Origin of the sequence: Methanosarcina barkeri str. Wiesmoor, assembly GCF_000969985.1 — an archaeon.
Taxonomy (GTDB): Archaea; Halobacteriota; Methanosarcinia; order Methanosarcinales; family Methanosarcinaceae; genus Methanosarcina; species Methanosarcina barkeri_B.
Map to the genome: position 1 here is coordinate 4,486,504 of NZ_CP009526.1, position 19,030 is coordinate 4,505,533.

Annotated in this window: 15 protein-coding genes and 1 pseudogene; 12 read left to right on the plus strand and 4 right to left on the minus strand. The window is 39.9% G+C overall.

Going from position 1 to position 19,030, the window contains the following annotated elements:
* The first annotated feature begins 256 nt into the window (after positions 1 to 256).
* Genes MSBRW_RS18485 through MSBRW_RS18495 form a run of 3 tightly spaced genes read left to right on the plus strand, consistent with a single transcriptional unit; the run spans position 257 to position 4,807 of the window.
* A complete protein-coding gene (locus tag MSBRW_RS18485) occupies positions 257 to 2,617 on the plus strand; it encodes a hydrophobe/amphiphile efflux-3 (HAE3) family transporter (RefSeq protein ID WP_085983080.1) in 2,361 nt (786 codons plus the stop codon).
* Positions 2,614 to 3,756 (plus strand): COG1361 S-layer family protein, encoded by a 1,143-nt coding sequence (locus tag MSBRW_RS18490; RefSeq protein ID WP_011306278.1) that lies wholly within the window; start codon positions 2,614 to 2,616, stop codon positions 3,754 to 3,756. The genes MSBRW_RS18485 and MSBRW_RS18490 overlap by 4 nt, the downstream gene beginning before the upstream one ends.
* Positions 3,749 to 4,807: a COG1361 S-layer family protein gene (locus MSBRW_RS18495; RefSeq protein ID WP_011306277.1), complete on the plus strand. Its 1,059-nt coding sequence runs from the start codon at positions 3,749 to 3,751 to the stop codon at positions 4,805 to 4,807. The genes MSBRW_RS18490 and MSBRW_RS18495 overlap by 8 nt, the downstream gene beginning before the upstream one ends.
* A gap of 333 nt (positions 4,808 to 5,140) precedes the next feature.
* Here the strand turns inward: MSBRW_RS18495 and MSBRW_RS18500 are convergent, their stop codons facing one another.
* Together MSBRW_RS18500 and MSBRW_RS18505 are read right to left on the minus strand one after the other, a co-directional pair.
* Positions 5,141 to 6,205 carry an IS5-like element ISMba15 family transposase gene (locus tag MSBRW_RS18500; RefSeq protein WP_011306276.1) on the minus strand — a complete coding sequence of 355 codons (1,065 nt, stop codon included), beginning with the start codon at positions 6,203 to 6,205 and terminating at the stop codon, positions 5,141 to 5,143.
* Positions 6,206 to 6,768: 563 nt separating this feature from the next.
* Positions 6,769 to 7,356, minus strand: a complete 588-nt coding sequence (locus MSBRW_RS18505) for a TOBE domain-containing protein (RefSeq protein WP_011306275.1) — start codon at positions 7,354 to 7,356, stop codon at positions 6,769 to 6,771.
* A gap of 1,197 nt (positions 7,357 to 8,553) precedes the next feature.
* Here MSBRW_RS18505 and MSBRW_RS18510 point away from each other — a divergent pair.
* Positions 8,554 to 10,473: a sodium:solute symporter family protein gene (locus MSBRW_RS18510; RefSeq protein WP_011306274.1), complete on the plus strand. Its 1,920-nt coding sequence runs from the start codon at positions 8,554 to 8,556 to the stop codon at positions 10,471 to 10,473.
* 72 nt (positions 10,474 to 10,545) lie between these two features.
* Here MSBRW_RS18510 and MSBRW_RS18515 read toward each other — a convergent pair whose 3' ends face one another.
* Positions 10,546 to 11,355, minus strand: coding sequence for a sugar phosphate isomerase/epimerase family protein (locus tag MSBRW_RS18515; protein WP_011306273.1), 810 nt, complete (start codon positions 11,353 to 11,355; stop codon positions 10,546 to 10,548).
* A gap of 810 nt (positions 11,356 to 12,165) precedes the next feature.
* Between MSBRW_RS18515 and mtrE the strand changes: the two genes are divergently transcribed.
* Genes mtrE through mtrH form a run of 8 tightly spaced genes read left to right on the plus strand, consistent with a single transcriptional unit; the run spans position 12,166 to position 17,092 of the window.
* On the plus strand, positions 12,166 to 13,074 hold the full coding sequence (gene mtrE / locus MSBRW_RS18520; protein ID WP_011306272.1) for a tetrahydromethanopterin S-methyltransferase subunit E: 909 nt from the start codon (positions 12,166 to 12,168) through the stop codon (positions 13,072 to 13,074).
* Positions 13,071 to 13,823, plus strand: coding sequence for a tetrahydromethanopterin S-methyltransferase subunit D (gene mtrD / locus MSBRW_RS18525; RefSeq protein WP_011306271.1), 753 nt, complete (start codon positions 13,071 to 13,073; stop codon positions 13,821 to 13,823). The genes mtrE and mtrD overlap by 4 nt, the downstream gene beginning before the upstream one ends.
* 1 nt (position 13,824) lies before the next feature.
* The gene (mtrC, locus tag MSBRW_RS18530; protein ID WP_011306270.1) at positions 13,825 to 14,628 is read left to right on the plus strand and encodes a tetrahydromethanopterin S-methyltransferase subunit MtrC; all 804 of its coding nucleotides are present in this window, start codon (positions 13,825 to 13,827) and stop codon (positions 14,626 to 14,628) included.
* Positions 14,625 to 14,951: a tetrahydromethanopterin S-methyltransferase subunit B gene (locus MSBRW_RS18535; protein ID WP_011306269.1), complete on the plus strand. Its 327-nt coding sequence runs from the start codon at positions 14,625 to 14,627 to the stop codon at positions 14,949 to 14,951. The genes mtrC and MSBRW_RS18535 overlap by 4 nt, the downstream gene beginning before the upstream one ends.
* Position 14,952: 1 nt before the next feature.
* Positions 14,953 to 15,675, plus strand: a complete 723-nt coding sequence (gene mtrA / locus MSBRW_RS18540; RefSeq protein WP_011306268.1) for a tetrahydromethanopterin S-methyltransferase subunit A — start codon at positions 14,953 to 14,955, stop codon at positions 15,673 to 15,675.
* Complete coding sequence (locus MSBRW_RS18545; RefSeq protein WP_011306267.1) at positions 15,675 to 15,896, plus strand: tetrahydromethanopterin S-methyltransferase subunit F; 222 nt, start codon at positions 15,675 to 15,677, stop codon at positions 15,894 to 15,896. The genes mtrA and MSBRW_RS18545 overlap by 1 nt, the downstream gene beginning before the upstream one ends.
* Positions 15,897 to 15,909: 13 nt before the next feature.
* Positions 15,910 to 16,128, plus strand: a complete 219-nt coding sequence (gene mtrG / locus MSBRW_RS18550; RefSeq protein WP_011306266.1) for a tetrahydromethanopterin S-methyltransferase subunit MtrG — start codon at positions 15,910 to 15,912, stop codon at positions 16,126 to 16,128.
* 13 nt (positions 16,129 to 16,141) lie between these two features.
* Positions 16,142 to 17,092, plus strand: a complete 951-nt coding sequence (mtrH, locus tag MSBRW_RS18555; protein ID WP_011306265.1) for a tetrahydromethanopterin S-methyltransferase subunit H — start codon at positions 16,142 to 16,144, stop codon at positions 17,090 to 17,092.
* 344 nt (positions 17,093 to 17,436) lie between these two features.
* Here mtrH and MSBRW_RS21540 read toward each other — a convergent pair.
* A pseudogene (locus tag MSBRW_RS21540) lies at positions 17,437 to 18,008 on the minus strand (helix-turn-helix domain-containing protein).
* Positions 18,009 to 19,030: the final 1,022 nt, after the last annotated feature.

The following is a 19,030-nucleotide window of genomic DNA, read 5'->3' on the forward strand; positions in this document are numbered from 1 at the left end:
AGTATAATTATTAAATATATGCAAATATTAGATAATAAGCCTTCAGCTCAGAGAGAAAAAAAGGCAAGTATTATTAAACTATATACAAAGTTTAAATAATAAGTATTCAGTTCAGAGAGAAAAAAGGCAAGTATTATTAAAATGCATGCAAATCTTAGATAATAAGCCTTCAGCCCAGAGAAAAAAGGCAAGTTCGAGACGTGCACCAAGTTCCTTAAATTGCATTTCATATTAAAAACTATGAGGGGAATCCACTATCACTAAATTTTTTGAAAAACTGGGACTTTTTATTCAGAATAACCGTTTTTCCGTACTCCTGATAGCTTTACTGTGTATAGTTATAGCAACGCAGGGAGCGCAACTCATTGAGATGGAATCAGGAACAGAAACCTTTGTCGGAAAAGACTCTCCTCTCTACCAGGATTATGATCACCTTTATCAAAAAATATTCCAGACACAATCTGTTGTGGTAATGGTAGAGGGCAACGATGTAGAAACTGCTGACGTGATGAAAGCTGTAGACAGGTTAGAACATCAGGTTCAGGCAACCAATGGGGTAATTGAAACTACAAGCCCCGCTTCACTGACCAAACAGATCAATTATAAGATGACAGGGAAATCTGAAATCCCTGATACCGATAAAGAAATAAAAACCATTGTGGATGGAAACCCTGATATTTTCGGCCAGCTTATTCCTGACAATACTCATATGGTAATTTCGGTAGTCATGGCCGGTTCAGCTAGTGAAGATAATCAGGAAGATATCCTTGTTTCCACTCAAGAAGCTGTTTCGTTGGCGGATTTTCCACCTTCTTACAACATCATTGTTACTGGCGATCCAGCATTCATGGTTTCCATGAACAATGAGATGAATTCCAGTATGGGAGTGCTTCTAGGACTTTCAGCGGTTTTCATGGTTATTGTACTGCTTATAGTGTTCAGGCACGTTCGTTGGTGTCTTCTTCCTCTGCCGATAGTTCTTCTTGGTATTGTTTATACCTTCGGGGCTATGGGTTATGTAGGAATTCCAATGTCCATGGTTTCCATGGCTGCATTCCCTATCCTTATAGGCTTAGGAATTGACTATGCTATTCAGTTCCATAACCGACTTGAGGAGGAACTGCAGGAAAAAGGAAACAAAAAAACAGCAGTTATAGAAACCGTAAAGCATACTGGACCTGCAGTCCTCACAGCTCTGGCGATGACAGCCCTTGGATTTATCTCTCTTTTTACATCTACGGTACCAATGATCCGGGATTTTGGTAAATTGCTCATGATAGGCATTTTAATGTGTTACTTATCCTCTATCTTCGTAGGGGTTATTACAATTTCTTTATTTGACAAATACTCGGATAAAAACCCCCTGAGGAAGGTAGCCAGTAAGATAAAATCCGCAAATCCGGAAAAGAAGAAAAAGTCTGAGGATGGAGAAGAAAGTGGTCGCCTTATAGGAAGGATACTCCAGAAAACCACAAAACTAACTATCAAGTATGACATTGTCGTACTGGGAGTTGCACTCTTGCTCTGCTTTGGCGGTCTTTACCTCGACAGGTCTGTGCCTATTCAGACTGATGTTGAAACCTTTGTGCCTCAGGACATGCCTGCACTCGTGGATCTCCACCATATGGGAAACATCATGGGCAATGGCGATGAATTAAACCTTATCATCAAGGTTAAGGATGTAGCTAATCCAGATGTCCTTAAGTGGATTGACCAGTTTTCCGAACATGAAGCGGAGTCCAATAGCCACATTTACGGCTCTTCGAGCATTGTAGATCTTGTAAAGGAATACAATGGAGGAGTAATTCCCGATACCAGCCAGGAAATAAAGGATATTTACTCTGAAATTCCTGAGTCACAGAAAGACCGCTATATATACGGGAATAATATGCTTCTCCTGAACTTCGACATAGGGAATGCGGTTGCGGACATAAAGGTAACAGGTATTGAAGAACTCAGGAACATTGTCAAGCAGGATATGCAGTGGATGCCGGCTCCACCAGGCACCGCTGTCACGATTACTGGAAACTCGGTTGTGTATATAGAGGTTATCTCTGCTCTTACCAGCGGAAGAATAGCAATGACTTTCCTTGGTCTGATTCTCGTGCTTGCAGGGCTTCTTATTGTATACAAAGACTGGGTGAAAGCCCTGGTTCCTATAATCCCAATGTTAATAGTTATTGGATGGTCAGGCGGAGTAATGAGCCTTCTCAATATTAGCTATACTCCTCTCACAGCAACCCTGGGAGCTCTTATACTGGGAGTAGGGTCGGAATACGCTATCCTCATGATGGAACGTTACTTTGAAGAAAAGGAGAAAGGTGCAAGTCCTTTAGAAGCTATTCTGATGACCAGTTCCAAAATAGGAAGTGCAATTGTTGCTTCAGGAGCCACGACAGTATTCGGGTTTATGGCCCTGCTGGCTTCTCCTTTCCCCATAATAACCGACTTCGGTACAGTTACAGTTATCGATGTCTTGCTGGCTCTCCTGGCAACCTTTGTAGTCTTCCCTCCGCTTATGATTACTTTTGATACCTGGCGCGATAAAAGAAAAGGAGCTAGGAAAGCAGAAAAACAGGAAGAGACAAAAAAGCAAATACAGGGGGCCGAGATATGATACGAGTGCCCATAACAAAATTAAGGCAAAGCATGATTACGAAAATTACTACGTTTGCGTTAATTCTATTAATAGTATCAGTGACTGCACTCCCAGTTCTCGGGGAAGGTGATGAAACCAACTTCATTGCTCTAGATCATGGGTATACTGTGGATTACTACAAAAGTTACGGGTCGCCAGTAATACAGGCGTCAATTACAGGAGATCCCGAGCTTGAAAGGGGAGAAACTGCAGATCTGAAGATCAAAATCGCAAATGCCGGAGCTGTATCTGGTTTTAAGAGGTTAAACGCAAATCAGAAAAGAATAAATGATTCCATTGAAGAAACAATTGCACTGGAAGAGATGGGAGAAGAAAAAGAATGTACGACAGCAAAAGACATAGAAGCTGTTCTCCAATCAGAAACGAAGTACATTGAAGTAGAATCGACAGGCAATTACCAGAATGTTGAAGAACTTGAAACCGGGCATATGGCACTTCTTAGTTATACAGTAAAAGTTGATGGCAATGCACCTGCTGGAAATTATGAACTTCTTTTGCCAGTGACCTATCAATACCAGGCAAATGTCCGAACTGTAACTGCGGATGCAATAAATCTCGGGATTACGGATGTAGACTATGCAAGAGAGTACAAAACGAAAACAGAGACTCTCAAAATACCAATTTCCATAAAAAGTGAACCTAAATTCGAAGTAACCAATGTCTCTGGCAACCTGGTTCAGGGTGAAAGTAAGGTTGTTAATGTTACTTATAAAAACACAAGAGAAACCGTGGCAAAAGACGCTTTTGCCCGGATGATTGTGATGAGCCCTCTGAGCACTGAAAAATCTACAGTAAGATTAGGGGATATTGGACCGGGAGAAGAAAAGACTGCCAGTTTTGAAATTAAGGCCGATCAGGATGCCAATGTAAAAAAGTATGGAGTCAATAGTGAAATAAAATATTTTGATAATGACGGAGATACTAAATTTTCAGAAAGTATGAAAGTAGACTTACCTCTTAAAGCAACAGAACAAAAATTCAGCATAACAGGAATAGCAATTTTACTGATTATAGTTATCGCCCTTTACCAGATAGTAAGCGTACACCGGAAAAGAAACCAGAATGACGAGAATGTATCAGGTGATGAAAATGAATAATAAAAATGGATTATTTATTACTGTCACAACTCTTCTGATCCTTTGCTGGGCAGTCTTCCCAGCGCAGGCAGCTGTACCAGAACATTTTGATATTAGTGAAAATTACTACTCAGTATACGGAGGGCCTGACCTTAATGCAACACTTGTTGGGGACAATCAGTACTCTAGAGGAGATACTGTAACTCTCAATCTAAATATGATGAATAAGGGTGAAATTTCCGGCTTTAAATCTGAAAAAGATGCAGATATTGGAGATTATGCAGATGAGATGCTACAGCAGTCAGAGATGCAGTATGAAGCGCAGGCTACGACAGCAATAGGCATTCTTGCAACCCTTAGATCTGATAGTCCTAACATTAAAGTTAAGTCTGGACCTCAAGAAGCTGGAACTCTCAAGCAGGGAAAAGAAAGTGCAAGTCCCACAAAGTTTACAATTGAGATTAATAAAGATACTCCTGCAGGTATATATCCTCTGACCCTCGACATTTCGTATCAGTACCAGAATAATGTCCAGGTCGGCGGAGACGATTTTGACAGTGTTACAGGCCTCGTAACAAATAAGGAAGTAGGTATCTGGTATGAAAATAAGACCCAGACGCAGACCATAAACATCGAAGTCAAGAAGGAACCTTATTTTGAAGTTACAAACGTAACAGGTGACCTTTACCCCGATGACGGTGGGATGCTTTACGTTACATATAAAAACACAGGAGAAGAAACCGCAAAAGATGCAACCGTTAGAATTAGCGCATCTGATCCCTTCAGTACCACTGATGACCAGGCTTATCTTGGAACTCTGAAAACCGGAGACAGTGAAGTTGCTGTTTTCGATATGGGTGTAGATGAAACTGCAACTGCAAAGCCATACTCTATAAGCAGCGAGATTTTCTACGAGGATTCTGATGGGCATGACCAGACTTCGGATACTGTCAAGGTCAATACCGAAGTTCTGGAGGCAAAAAACTCTCTTCCGGGATTTGAGCTTGGGACAGGCATTACAATGGCTCTAGCTGCATGCTTTGTAATGCTCAGGAGAAAGAAACAGGATTGAAGCAAAAGGTAAAATAAAGTATGCACGTAGCCTTTTTAAAGGCTACAACCCTCTATTTTTGGAAATATACTCATGTAATTTTTCGTGCAGTTTTATTACTTTTGAACTTTTACCTCAGTTGTAAAACAATGATTATAATTTAAAGTTTTAATATATTATTTAAAGTTTTAATCTATTGTATAACTGAATTAGTCTATTGTAGTCTATTGTAGTCTATTGTAGTCTATTGTATAACTGAATTAATTTGATTCTGTCACATACAGAAAAGTAGTAAGAGGCTCAAGAGTTCCGATCCTGGTCTTCTGTAATGAAAATAGTCCCCTCTTAATTTCTTCATTCAGAGAAGGCTTGCAATTCCTTCCTTTCATTAATACCGTAATTTACAGTTGCCCCTACTAAAAGTACAGCTAAAGAACAGTATTTTTGGACAGAACTCCTTGTATATCTGTGTAAATTCTCCATAGAGTATGCTTTCTTCGCTATTTTGAATACATCTTCTATAATTGACCTTACAGATCTGAGTTCTTTCCATTTGCTTATTAACTCTTTAAACTTTGCAATTATTTCTTTGTAGAATTTAATTTCTTTTTCAGTATTTCTTCTTAAATCAAATATTTTCAGAGGATATCTAAACATATTGAAAAGTTTCTTAAAATTACAGTTTTTCCTTGGAAAAATTAAAGGTACTACCTTAAAATTTCTTACAGATATAACGTAGTTTTCATAGGAATAGTATCCTCTATCAGCATAGATAACGTCACCTGCTTTTATTATTCTCTTTCTTTTAAGTTCTTTAAGTATTTCAGGATAAATTTTAGGTTCTGCTACATTTGCTTCATTAATCAGAAACGCTAAAGGTTTTAATGTTTGAGAATCAAGTGCAAGAGTAAGTTTCATGCCAATGAAGAAACCTCTATGGGTTGAATGGCCCCACTTGTATTCTTTGTTTTTTAGGCTTTCTTTGGTAATCTTTTTAGCGTGCCAGTTCAGGTTAAGGTTTATGTCAGTACTATCAATAATAATGTCTCTTGATCCATTTTTTCTCTTAGGGCATAAATCATTCAATATTTCAAAAACAAAAGCAGTAAACTCTTGGGGTTCATACTTACTAAGAATGCCATAAACTTCCTTTTCAGTTGGTACTAAACTGATTTTTAAAAAGTTTCTCAAGATTTCTCTTTCTTTTAATTCCTTTATAGCATAAGAGATTTCACAAGAAAAAAACATGCTTAGAAGAACAATTTTTATAGTAGGTACTGATCTGTGGAGGGGCACAATGCCCCTCCTTGTAAGAGTTTGCTTACAGAATCTCAAATCAAAAACATTTAATATTTCGGACAACAATTGCCATTTGAAATCTTCATTTAGTGGTATAAGTGGAGGTTTCGTAATAATCACCAGAGAAGGATTGAAAATCCTTCTCAATAAAATTTACGATTTTTTATGACATTAATTAAAATTCAGACGAAAAATTGAATGTACTTTTTTGAGGGGAACTACTAATAACCTTAATAAATGGAACAAATAAGTAATAACCTCTAGTTTGAGAGTGAGTTTAAGAGGACCCTATAATGAAAAGCAAAGCTGAAATTTCTGTTAACTGGAAGCCTTTGAGTAAATAAATCAGAATTCAGGACTAAGAGGTGTAAACTAAATACCAAAAAGATATTCATTGCGCCGACACAAATCTTTGAGAAAATAAAGAATGAGCCTATCCCAAAAGCCACTTTACTCCTAATCGTTAGGAATTTTCAGAATTGTTTTCATGATCATGAACTTGATTGATTATTCAAAATACAAGGCTCAAGAAGCAAATTTCAAGTTTTGGGATGAACTCAATACTAAAAATCCAAAAACATACCATAAAATTATAAATTGCGACAAGTAGAGAAATGATAGAAAATATAATTTCCGTCCATGTATTGGAAAATGTATGCTTCTGTTAAATTGGGTTATAATTTTCAGTCGGAGCGATCTGTCTCCTTTGAATCGATTTTTGTAGGTTCTTTTTCACCGACAATTTTTGCAACCATTACCTCGGTAGATTTAATGACCGCGTAAACCCTGTCTCCGGGTTTGATATCAAGTTTTTCTACAGCTTCTTCAGTGACTACTGAGGTTATAACTGAGGGTTCCATTTCAATCGTAATTTTAGATACAAGCCCGTTTTTTTTCACTTCCAGCACTTTACCAGGTAGCTGGTTTCTAGCTGATAATTTGAAGCTTACATTTTCCCAGGCTGTTTCATCTCCGATGGTTTCACTAATAAGCTGCTTACTGGCTTCGTACTCAGCCAACAATTTTCTTCCGAGGTCGGTCAGGAAAGTACCCTGATTTTTTCCCCCTCGTACTGTGAGGACTGCAGGTTCGCCAAGAGCTTCATTCATTTTTTTAAGTACTATCCAGGCTTGTTTATATGATATCCCAAGCTTCTTACAGGCTTTCCGAAGCGAGTGCTCTTCTTCTATTGTCTTTAGTAATGTAGCTCTTCCAGCACCCATGACGGTCTTTCCGTCTTCTGTAAACCAGACCTTTGTTCTTGCTTTCACAAATTTCACCTTTTACACGGAGCACATAGACAGAACTTGCCCTGAATTGGGCATATACCGGAACTCCATGGAGAATACCCATTTCCTTTGTTGATTGCCGGGTTATGAGGGCATTAAGAAAAACGCCGCAATCAACCTTCCCCTAACAAGAGTTTCCAGCATATAGAATTCGGTAACTCTGCCCTGTAGAGAGTTTCTGATGCTGGATTGTGCAGAAGTTTTACTTAAAACTATGTTCTCAGGACTAAGAAAGGCATATACCTAACTCCCTGCTTCAATATTCCATGAAGCATGAATAAATTATCTCTCCAGTTTCAATTCTTAAAAATCCACATACGCAGAGATAACCCTTCCGTTTAACATATCCTCAAACATTCCGAAGCTAGCTATCCAGTTGTCAACCGATTAAAGCAAGTAATCTTTTAAATTCTATGTGCTTCCCGCAATTTCTCGCTGGAAATCGACCTCAAAATTCTGGGCTTAGAACTAGGTTTCAAGTTCTTCAAAAGGTTTGCCCAAATTCCTGCATGGAAAACTACCAGAACTTCACTTCCCCAACAGAAACATTTCCAGAGGTATTTTCCGTTGAGTTTGTTATTTTGTTCTAGCCCTGACCACCAACGCAGATAATGCCGGCAAAAGCAAGCATCATTATGAGAACTGCCATCTACCTGAATACTCTGGTTTTACCTCTCATGGTTATATGATTTTGGACATAACAAATGCCATATTTTTGAGGATGTATAACTACTTTTTGCAAAAATGGCTTTGGGGCTATAATAACCCTTTATTCAATAAACACACGCTGATTAATAATGGAAATCACAAAATAGACTGAACATATCTTCAAAAAATAAAAAATAAAAACTGATGGTTAAATATATACAAATAAAAACTACAAGCAAGACAAGTACAAATAAAAAAATACAAACAAGAAAATACTAATAAGAATAATAAATGTGATTTTAATTCAAGTTAATTTGTGCAGGTGAAAAAAAGAGTTCCTCAGACAGTAAAAAACTAAATATATATTATAATAATAGTAAAAGTTTATTAGTTTATTGTGTCAATACGATGTCAATATTATAAGATCCTATGTCTTAAAAGTTGAATAATATCCTGAAAGAATAATATCCTGAAAATTTCTATAAAACGAGTGACTCTCAAACACTAACTAATATTTTTGAAGGTTTCTTTATGAATGGTTATAGTATTTTCCTTGTAATGCTCACAGTCTATATAGCTGGACTTGTGGCTATTGGCTGGTACTTCAATAGTAGACAGAAATCCATTACAGACTTCTGGCTTGCTGGCCGCAGGATAGGGCCTTCCGCCCTTGGATTTTCAGCTGCAGCGTCCTGGCTGACAGCGGGAGGAATTCTTGCAGTAATAGGTTATTATATGCTTCAGGGAATGGGCTCTATATGGGCTTTTGTAGCTCCAAACATCATTTCCCTCCTATTCCTTGCTGTGCTTGTGAAGAAAATCAAAAATTTGCCTGCAATCACCCAGCCTGAACTTCTGGAACAACGTTATGGCAGTATAGTCCGATTGCCAATTGCCCTGATCATAACTGTTGTAATGATTCTTTTTTCAGTATCCGATATTACAGGGCTTTCCCTTGTGCTACAAACTTTTTATGGTGTTGATCCTCTCTATGCCGCAGCTATTGTTGCAATTGCGGTTTCTCTTTACGTAACTCTCGGAGGGTTGTATGCAGTTATCTGGACAGACACTATCCAGTTTTCATTCCTTGCTCTTTTTGCAATAGTAATGGCTTTTGCCACAGTAGGAACAGTCGCTGATGGAGGCCTCAACACTTCTGCAATAAGCGTTTCACAGCTTTTCGGAAATGTATCTGGAGACTGGTGGAACCCCTTCTCAATCGGCCTTCCCATGGTTTTAATTTTTTCCTTTGCCTTAATTCCGGGCTGGATTACAGAACAAGACCCCTGGCAGAAAATCTGGTCTGCAAAAGATGAAAAATCTGCTAGTGTAGGAATGGTACTTGGCGCTCTCATGATCACTGTGATCTTTGCAGTCTGCGCTGTGATTGCAATAGCTCTAAACAATATATACCCTGAAATAGCAGGAATGGGCTATCCAGCAGGAATGGCCTCTGCAGAGCCTGCGCTCCTGTCCTTTGTCAGTGAGCGTTTCGCCTCAGCACCGGTAGTAGTAGCCTTCAGTGCAATCGGGCTTGCAGCAGCTTCCATGTCCTGTACAGACACTTTTTCAACATCAGGTGCTTCCTGTATTTCAAGGGATATTTACCAGAGGTATATAAAGCCAGACGCTACAATGAAGGAAATGATGCTGGTAAACAGGGCCAGTGTACTGTTTATCATACTCGCTGCAACAGCAGGTTCATTCATCATTCCCAATATTCTTGATGCCATTCAAATTGCAACTTTCATTGCGAGTTCTTCTTATTTCTTCCCACTAATGGGAGGCCTGTACTGGAAGCGAGCTACCAAGGAAGGAGCGTTTGCAGGCATGGTAATCGGGTTTATTGTTCAGGTGTCTCTTGTGGCTCTGGACCTTATAAATACACCTCCTCTTGCCGCTAGTTATCTGGAAAGTGTTCACCCCATTCTCATGGGCCACGGAGTTATTGTGGGAATGTCTCTGAGTGCAATTGCTTTCTTTGGAGTTTCACTAATGACAAAACCCTCAAGCAAGGTTAATCTTGCACCTTTCTTTGAAGAGGAAGCCAAAGAACTTTCTCTCTCCGAAACGAAAAAAATCAATGAGAAAGACCCTGAATATAGCGCTTTCCTTAAAAATCTTAATGAAAAAGTTACAGGAGAACGTGCTCACCTCCAGCTCAATCTCCATACTTCCGGAAATCTTAGCTGGCAAGAAGTGACTGAAAACCTTAAAACAATGTCTCCTGCGTGGGTAACTCCTACAGGGATTGATTCAGTCTACAGGTTGACTCATGGAGATATGCTTGCTTGTGTTGCAGTTACAAGGGGAACCGGAGAAAGGGATATCTGGCTTAAAGCAGAGCCCAGGCTTGAAACCCTGGGAACGCAGAAGAGAGAACTTTTCACGGCCTATGAAGAGTTGAAAAAAGTGTTTGGTCAGAAAAATGTAAAACTTGACTACATCTAAGTTATTCAGAACTTATATGAGCTAAGGTTCCTGATCGGACCCTTGCTTCCTTTTTTTACAATTTATCCTTTCTTATAGCTTGAAAGCATTCTCAAGAGTCTTTTTTCCAAAAAGAAGATCTTCAAGAGAGAATACCTCAAAATTATAGACACCTCTATATCCCGAAAGCAACTTCAGGACTGAAAAGTCCACGCAACCTTCTCCGGGAGCCATATGCTCGTCTCCGTCGTATTTTTCTGTCCATTGCCCACTATTATCATGCAGGTGAAGATGAATGATATATTTCTGCAAGGTCCAAACAAACTCCCTGAGTTTGTCAGGATCTCCTCCGCAGGTAAGGTTTGCGTGTCCGATATCAAAGGTGGCTTTCAGGTGTTCAGAATTCACAGCTTCTATAGTCCTGGAAAGCTCTTCGGCCTCACAGCAAAAGTTCGAGGGGTCTGTACCTTCCTTGTTTTCAAGGCCCAGAGTAACTCCATAATTTTCAGCTAAGGATGAAAGCTTTTTGAGGTTTTTAACCATAGAGAAATAAGATTTTTCCCTATCAGGTCCAATCCTGCCCGGATGTAACACCACAACGGGGGCTCCGATCCGACTTGCAAGCGAGATTGATTCTTCCATAAGGATAAATTCCCTCTCGCGCATTCTTGCAGTATCAACCTGGAGAGCTGAAGGATATTTCGAGTCTCCAGCAGAGTAAGGGGCATGAACTGTAACTGCAAAATCATATGTCGAGATTTCATCGAGTATTAGGTCAAGCTTTTCAATTTCAAGTGTCGAACCATTGTAAATCCCAAGCTTGGGGATATACAGTTCTATGGACTCGACATATTCCTTTAAATCTTCAGGGTGGCCGGCAAAAGAAGAGGCTCCTAAAATCACACATTATGCAAGGAAACTAAATATAAAAATCCTTCTCTAATGTCTGCCGAAATCAAATTTGTGAGTTAAAATTATTATCCATATCCCAAATGCCAAATTTCTAAAATAATTAATTCCTTAATAGGCAAAATTGAAATATACAGTAATTTTCTCTTAAATCGCATCCAAACAGTTTTTTACCTCATTAATATAAAAAATCCAGCCAACATATTTATATATAAATAACTGTTACCCATCGAACAACTATATTATATTTATAAATAGATATTATAATAAATATATAGTTTCTTATGAAAAATATATTTTAATTGTAGGTGCAAACAGTGTTAAATAAGTTTCTGTGTGTGATACAGAAAACATACATTATTTTTTTCTCAAATAAACGAGAAAGTTAATAAATTTTCCATTTTATAAAAACTAATAGCATAAAAACCACATCAAGAATGCTTATTAATATAAAATTAGTAATTATATTTTAAAAAATGAATTCAAAAATTCATTAGTTACAATCGGAATCTTTATATTATATTGAAAAGAGTAGAATTTTTTTATTTATATAAATATGAAATTTTGCTTGTTTTTACCTGCGCAATCTGTCTTATAAAATTGATTATATATTATATAGTCATATAATAATATTTTAAAAGCCTACATATTTCGAAAGGTTTATGAATGATCCTCTCTAATCAAAAAATTAACGCGCGTCATAATCATATTTCTTTGTAATGATATGGCAGACGATTTTAAAAAAATGTACAGCGTTTTTTGAATCCACCTTATTACATGTAATAATACAAAGGAGGAAAATGAATGGAACCACTCATAAGCATGGGAGTGCTTGCACTTATTGGAGTGGCTGCGACCATTGCAGGTGCCTCAGAGGACCTGGAATCTGATATCGGTTCGCAGAGTAACCCTAACTCTCAGGTGCAGTTAGCTCCCCAAATGATGTTTCCCCACAGAATATTTAACAAAGCGATATCGGGAGAACCACCATCAAATGCATTAATGTGTTCGATTGGTGCAGCCGTTGCAACAGTATTAATAAGTGAGTTTACCATGTCCCCACTCTTTGCACTGGTATTTGGTTCACTTATTGCAGCATGCGTGCACGCTACTTTTGCGGTAACTTCTACAATGGGCAGATGTGCCAGTCAGAGTCGGTTCAAGCAGCCGATTTATCTTGATATGATAAGAAGTCACATCACACCAATTATGGGATATGCGTTCATAACAACCTTCTGTATTCTAGTGGTATCATACTTGATGACCGTTGTACTCGGGCATCCCTTCCCGCTAACTATGCTGGCTTTTATATGGGGTATCACGATAGGTGCAATTGGATCGTCAACAGGCGACGTTCACTACGGTGCAGAACGTGAGTTCCAGCAGTTTGAATTCGGTTCAGGTCTGAACGCTTCAAACTCAGGAAACATTGTAAGATATGCCGAATCCGGCCTTAGGGATGGGTTCGATAACTCCTGGTTCTGTGCCAAGTTCGGAGGTCCTGTCACAGGGCTTGCTTTTGGTATGACTGTATTCCTTGGAAGCTGGATAACCACTATTTTTGATCCTGCAAAAGGCCTGGGATGGCTCTCTGTTATTGCAGGCATTGTTATTGTCTTTATTTTAATTATCTGGAACTGGAAGATGGAAGTTTATGCCCGCAAAGCATATGGGCCTTATAAAGAAGATAAGACTGAGGAGGCTTCAGCATGATTGACGCTATCTTAGGAAATATCATCTGGATGGCTCTTATCACAATAGGCGGCGTTTTGATTTCCTGGAGTGTCCACTTCGTGCCTGTGGGCGGTGCACCTGCAGCTATGGCTCAGGCAACTGGTATTGGTACCGGTACAGTGCAGCTGGCAGCAGGTGCCGGTCTGACAGGGCTTGTTAGTGCAGGCTTTATGATGAACGTAACAGATAACCTTCCGCTGATTCTCGCATCAGGCTCAGTGGGAGCAATGATCATGATCGCTGTGACCATGATTGTCGGTAGCATTGTCTACGTCTATGGTGTGGGTGTTGTACCTTCTTCCGCAAAAGTAAAGGTTGACCCAATTACAAAGTACAGGCAGGACCTTTATGTATCTCAGGGTACTGAAGGGCACGGGCTTCCGACAGTAAGTTATGTGAGTGGAATTATAGGCGGTGGCCTTGGTGGAATAGGAGGGTCCCTTGTTTACTATTCACTCATAGAAGTGGGCATGAGTGCAGGCCTGGAAGCGGTCGGAGTTACCAATTCAGTCACAGGACATGAGCTTGTAGCAGTTGCAGCAATATTTGCAATAGGCATTTTCTTCGTGAACGCTGTAATTCCATCCTATAACATAGGAGGTACAATTGAAGGGTTCCACGATCCAAAATTCAAAAAATGGCCAAAAGCGGTAGTTTCTTCTCTCGTAGCATCAATAATGTGTGCTATCGTGGCGGTAGTTGCAATCGCACAGCTCGGAGGTATTTAAAATGTCTGCAGGTGGAGCAGGAGGAGAAGCAAAGGGAGGCTATCCTCCACAAACAATAATGGCTTTAGGTATCGTCGGCGGTCTTGTCGGGATTTACCTTGGTAACTTCGCACCTCCAGCATATTCCTTCTTTGGAGGTCTTGGAGCGATCTGTGCAACTGTCTGGGGTGCTGATGCGGTTCGCCGTGTAGCAAGCTATGGACTTGGTACAGGTGTCCCATCAATCGGTATGCTTGCCCTTGGTATGGGTATTCTAGCAGCTCTCTTCGGGCTTTCAGTAGGAGGCACTGCAGGGCCTATAGTAGCCATCGTTGTAGCAGCAATTATAGGTGGCGTTATTGGTGCCCTTGCAAACAAAGTAATCGGAATGGGCATCCCCATAATGGAAAAGGCAATGGTAGAGATTTCATGTGCAGGCACCCTTGTAATCCTCGGGCTGAGCGTTGTTATTGCCGGATCCTTTGATTTTGCTTCAGTTGTCCAATACGTCGTTGCAAACGGATACATTGCACTGATCTTTATAATAGGTGGTATGGGAATCCTTCACCCCTTCAACGCTAGCTTGGGACCTGATGAGAAACAGGACAGAACCCTTATGCTTGCTGTTGAAAAAGGAGCAATTGCATTAATAATTGCAGGCTTTGCCTCTTCACTCCATGAAGGATTAATGGCTGCTGGCTTAAACATGCTTATAGGCATTATCATCTGGTATGTCGCTTTCAGCAAGCACTATGCACTTATTAAGAGAGATGCATACGCAGTGGTTGGAAGTGGTATGCTGCCTAGTTCGGAGGAACTACAATGAGCATGATTAGAATAGCTCCCGAGTTAAATTTAGTTATGGATCCGGAAACAGGAACCATAACACAAGAACGGAAAGACTCGATTCAGTATTCCATGGAGCCCGTATTTGAGAGAGTGGACAAACTGGATGCAATTGCAGACGACCTGGTGAATTCCCTTTCACCCAGCAATCCGCTCCTTAATTCCTGGCCAGGCCGTGAGAACACCTCCTATATGGCAGGATTTTATGGAAACACTTTCTACGGAGTCATTATAGGGCTTGCCTTCAGCGGGCTACTGGCCCTTGTCATATACATAGCAAGTTTGATGAGAGGGGTGGTGTAAAATGGCAGATAAGAAAGAACCAGCCCCAGGATGGCCTATCCTGAAAGGAGAATATGAAGTAGGCGATGTCAAGAACTGTGTACTGGTAATTACCTGCGGGTCACACCTTCCCGGACAACCAATTCTTGATGCAGGAGCAGCCGTTACCGGATCATGTAAGACCGAAAATCTCGGTATTGAAAAGGTAGTTGCTCACATTATCTCGAACCCTAACATCAGGTACCTGCTTGTGACTGGCTCTGAAGTTAAAGGGCACATTACCGGGCAGTCAGTGATGAGCCTGCACGCAAACGGTGTAAAAGATAACAGGATTTCAGGGGCATTGGGTGCAATTCCATATGTGGAAAACCTGAATGAAGACGCAATTGCTCGTTTCCAGGAACAGGTTGATGTTGTCAACCTTCTTGATACTGAGGATATGGGTGCCATCACCTCCAAAGTGAAAGAACTCGCCTCAAAAGACCCGGGTGCTTTTGATGCAGAACCTATGATCGTGGAGATCAGTGAAGAAGGCGAAGAAGAAGAAGAGGGCGGTGCTGTCAGGCCTGTCTCTGGGGAAATTGCAGTTATCCGCAGCAGACTGAAGGCAATTGAAGCCCGCATGATGGACATAGGAAACTTGAACAAGTTCCACTCAGGAGTTCACGCAGGAAAGATCGAAGGTGCCATGATAGGGTTGACAGTAACCATATCCCTGCTTGGGTTATTACTGCTAGGGAGGTAATGAAAGTGGCAGAAGAATACGATAAAGGCGTCCCAATGATGCTTGCCCCTCAGATGGGCGCAATTGATGCTACTGTTGAGAGTATTCGATATAGAGCACAGTTGATTGCAAGAAACCAGAAGCTGGATTCCGGGGTTGCAGCTACCGGAATGATAGGCTTTGCAGCAGGTTTCCTCTTTTCGCTGCTGATGGTCATTGTACTCCCGTTATTGTTCTGGTGAGAGGTGAAATAACATGGATGGAAAAGCACCAGCAGCATTTGTAGAGCCAGGTGAATTTAACGAAGTAATGAAAAGGCTCGATAAGATAGATGAAAAGATTGAGTTTGTCAACAGTGAAGTTGCACAAAAAATCGGAAAGAAAGTAGGAAGGGATATTGGAATTCTGTACGGCGGATTTATTGGCCTGCTGCTCTTCCTGATATATACCGTGGTATCATCAATGTTCATGTAAGTGAGGGATCAAAATGTTCAAGTTTGACAAGAAACAGGAAGTTTTTGAAATCGGTGGAGTTAAATTCGGCGGACAGCCGGGTGAATTCCCAACCGTGTTAGTCAGTACTATGTTCTATGCAAGGCACAAGATTGTGACTGATGAAGACAAGGGTATCTTCGACAGGGCTGCTGCAGAAACCCTCTGGAACACCCAGGTCTCACTGAGCGATGCCACTGGAAACCCCTACGTAAATCAGATTGTAGGAGAAACCCCCGAATCAATCAAGCGCTATATTGACTGGTTCGTTGAGATTGACGACAGGACTCCTTTCCTGATTGACTCCTCAGCCGGAAATGTGCGTGCAGCCGCCGCGCAGTACTGTACTGAAATCGGTGTTGCAGATAGGGCAATCCACAACTCGATTAACGCAAGTATTGAGCAGGAGGAAATTGATGTCCTCACAGAAAGCGATGTAGAAGCTGCAATCGTCCTTGCTTTCAACGCAACCGACCCGACCGTAAAAGGAAAGATGGACATTCTTGAAGTCGGTGGTTCTGGATTAACAAAAGGAATGCTTCAGATCTCAGAGGAATGTGGAATTAAGTATCCATTAATCGACGTCGCTGCAATGCCTCTTGGCGCAGGTTCCGGCCCTACTATCCGCTCGATACCCACAATGAAAGCAAAATTCGGGCTGCCAATCGGCGGTGGATACCACAACATGGCCTCAGCATGGGACTGGCTCCGCAAGTTCAAGAAGACCCAGCCTGACGCCAAGGCAATCTACATGCCTGCAGACATTGGTACCAATCTGGTAGCACAGATTGCAGGCTCTGACTACCTCCTTTACGGGCCTATCGAGAATGTCAACCAGATTTTCCCAGCAGTTGCAATGGTAGACATCATGCTTGGAGAAACTGCAAAGGATCTTGGTGTCGAGATCGCAGATCTGGAAAACCACCCGGTAACCAAGCTGACATAAATAAAAAGGAGAAAATTACAGAGAGTCTCAGGACTCAAAAGCAGAGGAAATTTTCCTTTGCTTTTTTTTCTTTTAAAAAGTTGTAGTTTTTTTAGCTAATTCAGGTTCTTATTCTTGATCTTTTGGTTTTTGCTGTCCCTGTGCTTTCTGCCTTTATTCTCTATACAACTTTATGAATATTTTTGTTTTGATTATTTATTTTTAGGATACTCTGCCTGTCTACTGTGAACTACATCTCCCTTAATTCTTCGCCTTTCGGGCCAGTTTCGAAGGAAAAGCTTCCTGGTTCATTCCTTTCTCTTTTGAGAACAAGTCCCCAGGCCCTTCCCCGCGTTCTGCAGGTGTCAAATAACTATAAGATTTTGATCCTGAAGTGAGAATTTTTTGATATTGATTGCAGCATTAATGTCCTTATCATGTTTTGTTTTACAATCAGGACATTCCAATTCTCTAGCATCAAGAGTCAGATTAGAGTTATAATACCCACAAACATTACAAAGTTTAGATGAGAGTTCAAACTGTCCAATTTTCAGGATAGTTTTACAAGACTCTTTTCAAAATCTACTGTATAATGTTGTGGCATTTGACATGATTGAACAGGATTTTTCTTAGATTTAAACCTGGGAAATCCGTTCTTTTCCCTGAAAAACCTGGTAAAAGCTGATTCTACATTGACTAAACATGCCAGCAAAGTTTGAGAATTAGCTTCTTTCAACCAGGCATTAGCAGGTTTTACTTCATGAACTAAAATTCGTTGTAAGTCAAACCGTGAGATGGATTTATTTTATTGTTCATAAGTTTTAATCTTCTGTTCTAAAGCCCAATTATAGACAAATCTACAAGCTCCAAAATGAACTTTTATAAGTCTTTTCTGATCTTTGTTGGGGTAGACTTGGCATTTATAGGCTTTTAACATCCGAGAGTAATAGGGTTTAAAAAAAATAATTTTTGTTAAAGAATATTGAACTTGACAGCTTTCATCCCCCACCCGCCACCTGCCGATTCTCAATGGAAGCTGGCGAGGAAGAGGACTTCACGCATTAGAGTTAAAACACTTCTTTTGTCTACTTTTGAATATAATCTCCAGATGAACCTGAATAATAGAATACTTTGATAAGCCAGAGAAATAATACCAAGTGATGAAAAATATGAATTTAAGGGAAAAAAGGGTGATATAGATGATTATAACGAAAAAGATGATAATATTAAAAAAGGTTCTGTCATTCTCCAGGAGAAAAGTCCCTGGCTGGCTAAATAATTCCATCTGAACCTGCCAGGTACTTATGAATCCACTCCCAAACTCGCTTTTTGGGACTGTTATCGCCTCTGAAGATTGTGAGTTTTCAGGAAAATTGCAATAACCTGTGAGTTTTTACCCTACGCTTAAGCAGGAGCTATACAATCTACTCAGACACTCACGGTTTTTGAACATGTCAACCTATGCCCTCGAAATTAAATTAGGATAGATAATCGAAGATTAAGTAAACTATAAGGATAGGGTGAAATCAATAATGCGATCTTCCAGGTTATAGCAGTCCGACTTACATCTCAATATTTTTAATTTACATATTGTACACTCTCTTAACATATATATATAAAGAGTTGTGAACCGATGTCATTCATTTCTGGTCATTTGTCAAGCTTTAGTTTAACATTCTAAGAAAAACTTAATTAAGCTTCGAAAATAGGGCAGCGTACAAAAAAATATACATCCAGGTAATTTAACGGAATTCATAAGGATACCAATATTGTATTATATTTTAAAATGAAATGGGACTTTGGATGTAACACCTTTTAATTCTAATCATCAAAGAGTAGTAATAAATAGAAAGATTTAATATTCGGTAGCACTTACCAGTACCATAAATAGAGATTTAAATAAGAACTTTTAGGATTCACAGTGTACTTCTTTAGAAAAAATGTTTTTCTATAATATCT

Excerpts from the sequence above, each read along its gene's own strand:
- MSBRW_RS18490 (WP_011306278.1), top strand. The coding sequence starts at position 2,614 with ATGATACGAGTGCCCATAACAAAATTAAGGCAAAGCATGATTACGAAA.
- MSBRW_RS18495 (WP_011306277.1), top strand. The coding sequence starts at position 3,749 with ATGAATAATAAAAATGGATTATTTATTACTGTCACAACTCTTCTGATC.
- MSBRW_RS18510 (WP_011306274.1), top strand. The coding sequence starts at position 8,554 with ATGAATGGTTATAGTATTTTCCTTGTAATGCTCACAGTCTATATAGCT.
- mtrE (WP_011306272.1), top strand. The coding sequence starts at position 12,166 with ATGGAACCACTCATAAGCATGGGAGTGCTTGCACTTATTGGAGTGGCT.
- mtrD (WP_011306271.1), top strand. The coding sequence starts at position 13,071 with ATGATTGACGCTATCTTAGGAAATATCATCTGGATGGCTCTTATCACA.
- mtrC (WP_011306270.1), top strand. The coding sequence starts at position 13,825 with ATGTCTGCAGGTGGAGCAGGAGGAGAAGCAAAGGGAGGCTATCCTCCA.
- MSBRW_RS18535 (WP_011306269.1), top strand. The coding sequence starts at position 14,625 with ATGAGCATGATTAGAATAGCTCCCGAGTTAAATTTAGTTATGGATCCG.
- mtrA (WP_011306268.1), top strand. The coding sequence starts at position 14,953 with ATGGCAGATAAGAAAGAACCAGCCCCAGGATGGCCTATCCTGAAAGGA.
- MSBRW_RS18545 (WP_011306267.1), top strand. The coding sequence starts at position 15,675 with ATGAAAGTGGCAGAAGAATACGATAAAGGCGTCCCAATGATGCTTGCC.
- mtrG (WP_011306266.1), top strand. The coding sequence starts at position 15,910 with ATGGATGGAAAAGCACCAGCAGCATTTGTAGAGCCAGGTGAATTTAAC.
- mtrH (WP_011306265.1), top strand. The coding sequence starts at position 16,142 with ATGTTCAAGTTTGACAAGAAACAGGAAGTTTTTGAAATCGGTGGAGTT.